Source organism: Rhodococcus sp. HM1, from assembly GCF_023218075.1.
In the GTDB taxonomy this organism is placed as follows: domain Bacteria; phylum Actinomycetota; class Actinomycetes; order Mycobacteriales; family Mycobacteriaceae; genus Rhodococcus.
The window spans coordinates 1-4723 of record NZ_JALPTB010000145.1 but is presented as its reverse complement, the minus strand read 5'-3'; the positions used below and the strand labels follow the sequence as shown (position 1 = coordinate 4723).

Here is a 4723-nt window from a genome sequence, read left to right as displayed (position 1 = left end):
TGGGTGGCCAATCCTCCTTGGCCATCGACGGGGGCAGCAGAGCGATGAAAGCCATGTCCGACGTCCCTGGGTGGTTCGAAGCCTACGGCCGTCGCCCAGTTCGAACCCCCTGAAAGAAAGGTAAGGACAATCGATGACCAGTACCAAAATCGAGGAAGTCAAGCTCTTTTCGCCGCTCACACTTCGCGGGCTGACTATTGCGAACCGGTTGTGGCTGGCGCCGATGTGCCAATACTCAGCGACAGACGGCGTTCCGAACGACTGGCACTTGGTCCACCTCGGATCGTTCGCCAAGGGCGGAGCCGGCCTACTGCTGACCGAGGCGACGTCGGTCACTCCGGAGGGCCGGATCAGCCCTGGTGACACTGGGCTGTGGAATGATGCACAGGTCGATGCCTTCGCGCGAATCAACCGATTCGTGTCGGAGCAGGGCGCGGTACCCGGTGTTCAGCTCGCCCATGCCGGGCGCAAGGCGTCGACTGCCATCCCTTGGGAGGGTCGAGGACTGCTCGAGCCGAGCGAGGGGGGGTGGCCGGTGATCGGACCCTCTGCGATAGCCGCGGGAGAGCTCGGTACGCCGTCCGAGATGTCGCTCAGTGAGATCGGCGATGTGGTCGCAGCTTTCGCCGACGCCGCCGGTCGCGCACACCGCGCCGGGTTTGAGGTGGTGGAGATCCACGCGGCCCATGGTTATCTCATTCACCAGTTCCTGTCGCCCCTGTCGAACCTGCGTACCGATACGTACGGCGGCGACTTCGCCGGCAGGACTCGGCTGCTACGTGAGATCGTGGCCGCTGTCCGCGACAGCTGGCCGCAGGAGCTGCCCGTCTTCGTGCGCATCTCGGCGACCGATTGGGCAGACGGTGGCTGGACCGTCGAGGAAAGCGCCGAACTGGCCGCGTCCCTCGTCGGATCGGGAGTTGACCTCATCGATGTGTCCAGCGGCGGTCTGACGCCGGAACAGAGGATCTCCGTCGGCCCCGGCTACCAAGTGCCGTTCGCGCGGACGGTGCGAGCCGCCTCCCCGATACCGGTCGCAGCAGTCGGACTCATCACCGATGCGGCCCAGGCAGAGCAGGTGCTGGTCGACGGCTCTGCCGATGCCGTGTTCGTGGGGCGTGCGCTCCTACGAGAGCCGCAGTGGCCATTGCGGGCGGCGAAAGAACTCGGCGCGGAGATTCGGTGGCCGCGGCCGTACCGGTCAGCGAAGTTTCGAGGCAGCATCCCCTGACTGAAACGGCCTTTGCGGGCGTCGAGCACAAGTCGTGCTGCTCAGCGTGATACCAAAGAAGCCGGTCCCCTCACACAAGTGGGGACCGGCTTCTTCGCGCGGGCAGTATCAGCCGACCGAAACAGAGGAGTGAACCCGTACGGAGTTGCGGAGTGTGCCCAATCCGTCGATCGAGGTGACGAGGACGGATCCATCGCTGAGGTAGGTGTCGTTGGCGTGCCCCACTCCGCCCGGCGTCCCCGTCAAGATGACGTCACCGGCCTGGAGCGTGACGATGTGGGAGACGTACTCGACGAGTGCCGACGGACCGAAGACCAAGTCACCGGTCGAGTCGAGTTGTTTCGTCTCGCCGTCCACAGTGGTAGTCAAAGTCGCCCCGACCACGAACTCGTCAGCTGTCACGAGAACCGGTCCGATCGGGCAGGTCCGCTCGAAAGTCTTGCCCTGCAACCACTGCAGTGTTCGATTCTGGTAGTCGCGCATGGAGACGTCGTTGGCGACAGTGTATCCGGCGATGTGGTCGGCCGCGTCGCTCTCGGACACCTGCCGCGCGGTCCGGCCGATGACAATGGCCAGTTCGCCTTCCCAATCGACCTCCTGGTCGGCGTAGGAGGGCACCTCGACGTCGTCGTTGGCCCCGATCAGCGCCTCGGGAAACTTCGCAAACAATGTCGGGTATTCCGGCAGTGCGCGCCCCATCTCCTTGATGTGGTTCGCGTAGTTCAAGCCGACGCAGATGATCTTCGTCGGCGCCGGCACGACCGGCGCGTAGTCGGCATTGTGGACCTCGATCGCCGGTCCTTCGGCGCCTGCTGCGATCGTCTGCCACTGAGGATTGCGCAGCAGTTCGGACACGCTGCTGTACGGGCTGATCACCACGGCGGCATCGCCGTCGATGCGGGCCGCCACGGTGCTGTCCTGATGGCGCAGAGTCGCGAGCTTCATGATGCAGTGACCTCGGCGGGCTTCTTCAACATGAGACCGGAACGCTGTACCTTGCATACCAGCTTGCCGCTCTGGTTGATGCCGCGATGTTCGAACCGGACGATTCCGGTGTCCGGGCGCGACTTCGACTCCCGGCGGGAGAGGATCTCGGTCTCCACTCGCAAGGTGTCACCGATCAGCACCGGCGCCGGGAAGGCGATCTCCTCGAAGCCGAGGTTGCCCAGTGTGGTGCCGAGGGTGGTCTCCTGCACCGGGATGCCGACGACCACGCCGAGGGTGAAGACGCTGTTGACGATGCGTTCGCCGTACATGCTCTCCTTCGCGAACTCGGCATCGAGATGCAAGGGCTGCACATTTAGCGTCAGAGTGGTAAACAGCAAATTGTCGGTTTCGGTCACCGTCCGGGTGACACCGTGCTTAATGGTGAGCCCGGGCTCGAGTTCTTCAAAATACAAACCAGCCATGATAATTCGTCCTTGTCGTGGGATGGTGAATCAGGAGTTGGAGATGGATTCGGCCAGCGCGACCACGCCGCGAGCGGTTTTCACGTGCGCGATGTCGACATGCTCGCCCTCGAACAGGGCGGCAGCCTGCCCGTTTGCCTGCGCCCGCTCGAAGGCGTCGATCATGCGACGAAAGCGATCGACCACCTTCGGATTAGGCGCATAGACCTCGTTGACGGTTTTGATATGTGAAGGGTGGATAAGCACCTGTCCGGCGAACCCGAGTCGGCGATTGGCTTCCGCAAACGTCCGCAGTCCGTCCAGGTCCGCGATTTCCTGCCACAGCCCGACTATGGGGTGGGCCAGACCGGCGGCTCGACAGGCAAGCACGGCCTTGCTGCGGTAGTGCAGCGTCTCGAAGCCTTCCGGTGTCCACTCGAAACCAACCTCGCGAGAGACATCTGCGTCACGAGCCGCTGCTACCATCAACGACGCAACACGCGGGTGGGCGGCTGCGATCTCCTCGCAGTTCACCAGTGACTTCGCTGTTTCGAGGGTCGGCACGACCTCGGTCACACCACGAGTGAGGCCGGCCTCGATCTCGAAATGGTCGAGTAGCGCCGCAAAATCGAGAACCTCACGAGCCCCGTACACCTTCGGCAGCAGCAGCCCATCCAAGCCCGGTCGCACCACGGCCGCAAGATCCTTGCCGAAGTGCTCGGTGTCCAGAGCATTGGGGCGAACCAGGACCGTGACGCCCGGGGCCGACTCACGCAACAAGTCGATCGTCGCGGCGGCGATATCGCGAGCCTGCGTCTTGAGAGGGGCCGGGACGGAGTCCTCGAGGTCGAGGATGACCGCGTCGGTACCTGCACGAACGGCCTTGTCGGCCCACCCCTCGCGATGGGCGGGAACGAACAACAGGGAACGTAGGGGTCGCATCGAAACCTCACTCGATATTCGGCCCGGCAGCGCTGTCGCCGGGGTGTCATGACTCACTCGCTCAGAGCCTGCGCATCCGGTGTGCGCGGCTCGCGCCCTTCCTACGGGTCTCGGGCGGCAGGGGGAGTGCGCCACGAACAAAGTCCGAGGTACGTGGCCTGCACCACATCTGCCCCTCCTGTGCGGTAAGCGAAAATGTTTGACCTGCGAGTTCATCGCCCGTAGTGTTAAACGAACAATCGCTCGTACGTTAACACGGCCGGTGTGCCCGGCGCTATGAGGAGTTTTGATGGCAACGAATTCGATCGGCGTCGCGCCCCGGGTGCTCGGGCAGCCTGAACGTTGGTGGGAAGACCTGGAGGTCGGCGACATCGTGCAAGGCCCCGGAATGACGGTGACCGATGCACACCTGGTCAGCTGGGCCGGCCTCACCGGCGACATCGTCTCGCTTCACCTCGACGAGGAATACGCGTCCACCACGCAGTTCGGCCAGCGCATCGCCCACGGACCCTTCACCCTGTCGTTGGTGTTGGGCCTGATCACCCAGACCGGGTACTTCACCAACGTCGTCGCGTGGCTGGGGCTCGACGAGGTGCGCGCGCAGCGGCCGGTGGTCATCGGCGACACGCTCCGTCCTGAAGCGGAGCTGGTCACCGCGCGGCCGACGAAGAAGGACGATCAGGGAATCTGGACGCTGTCGTACCGAGCTGTCAATCAGAAGGGGGAAATCGTCATGACCTTCCAGAGTTCCTTCATGGTGCGCCGAAGGGCCAACCCAGACGCTTGATCGACGTCCGGTGCCGTTGCCGGGTACAGACAAACGACAAGAAGAGCCCGACGTCGGCGGCGCCGAGTGATTCGTTCGGCGTCGACGCGCGAACACGAAGGCAGGAGCAGCAGTGGCGGAGCACGACAAGCCAGTGGTCACTCGCAAGGGTGAAGAAGTGCGCAACACGGGTCAGTCCGGAGGTGCGGTGCGTGTTTCTGGGGTCAGTGTGCAACACACACCCGCCACCAAGATCTGGTTCGGGAAGGGGTTGCGTCCATCAGGATGGTGTACGAGCCGGAACCAAACGAACTGATCGGCGTGTCGTAACCGGACGAAAGACGGTCATCGCGTGATTCTTCGAGAGAGCTACCAACTCGACTCGACGAAAGAGCA

General features: G+C 63.5%; 5 protein-coding genes and 1 pseudogene. 3 read left to right on the top strand and 3 right to left on the bottom strand.

The features are described from left to right. Positions 1-133 precede the first annotated feature (133 nt). Positions 134-1231, top strand: a complete 1098-nt coding sequence (locus M1M07_RS31970) for an NADH:flavin oxidoreductase/NADH oxidase (protein WP_248676729.1) — start codon at positions 134-136, stop codon at positions 1229-1231. A gap of 108 nt (positions 1232-1339) precedes the next feature. Here the strand turns inward: M1M07_RS31970 and M1M07_RS31965 are convergent, their stop codons facing one another. Genes M1M07_RS31965 through M1M07_RS31955 form a run of 3 tightly spaced genes read right to left on the bottom strand, consistent with a single transcriptional unit; the run spans position 1340 to position 3561 of the window. After that, complete coding sequence (locus tag M1M07_RS31965) at positions 1340-2176, bottom strand: fumarylacetoacetate hydrolase family protein (RefSeq protein ID WP_248676728.1); 837 nt, start codon at positions 2174-2176, stop codon at positions 1340-1342. Continuing rightward, positions 2173-2640 (bottom strand): MaoC family dehydratase, encoded by a 468-nt coding sequence (locus M1M07_RS31960; protein WP_138998840.1) that lies wholly within the window; start codon positions 2638-2640, stop codon positions 2173-2175. Before M1M07_RS31960 ends, M1M07_RS31965 begins: the two co-directional genes overlap by 4 nt. A gap of 30 nt (positions 2641-2670) precedes the next feature. After that, the gene (locus M1M07_RS31955; protein WP_138998930.1) at positions 2671-3561 is read right to left on the bottom strand and encodes a CoA ester lyase; all 891 of its coding nucleotides are present in this window, start codon (positions 3559-3561) and stop codon (positions 2671-2673) included. Between the two features lie 289 nt (positions 3562-3850). Here M1M07_RS31955 and M1M07_RS31950 point away from each other — a divergent pair, with 289 nt between their 5' ends. Both M1M07_RS31950 and M1M07_RS31945 read left to right on the top strand, forming a co-directional pair. Next, the gene (locus tag M1M07_RS31950) at positions 3851-4348 is read left to right on the top strand and encodes a MaoC/PaaZ C-terminal domain-containing protein (protein WP_138998839.1); all 498 of its coding nucleotides are present in this window, start codon (positions 3851-3853) and stop codon (positions 4346-4348) included. Between the two features lie 112 nt (positions 4349-4460). Further along, a pseudogene (locus M1M07_RS31945) lies at positions 4461-4595 on the top strand (cupin); the annotation flags it as partial. Positions 4596-4723: the final 128 nt, after the last annotated feature.

What these genes read in the sequence shown, in the direction of transcription:
- M1M07_RS31970 (WP_248676729.1), top strand. Translation starts at nt 134, where the DNA reads ATGACCAGTACCAAAATCGAGGAAGTCAAGCTCTTTTCGCCGCTCACA.
- M1M07_RS31965 (WP_248676728.1), bottom strand. Translation starts at nt 2,176, where the DNA reads ATGAAGCTCGCGACTCTGCGCCATCAGGACAGCACCGTGGCGGCCCGC.
- M1M07_RS31960 (WP_138998840.1), bottom strand. Translation starts at nt 2,640, where the DNA reads ATGGCTGGTTTGTATTTTGAAGAACTCGAGCCCGGGCTCACCATTAAG.
- M1M07_RS31955 (WP_138998930.1), bottom strand. Translation starts at nt 3,561, where the DNA reads ATGCGACCCCTACGTTCCCTGTTGTTCGTTCCCGCCCATCGCGAGGGG.
- M1M07_RS31950 (WP_138998839.1), top strand. Translation starts at nt 3,851, where the DNA reads ATGGCAACGAATTCGATCGGCGTCGCGCCCCGGGTGCTCGGGCAGCCT.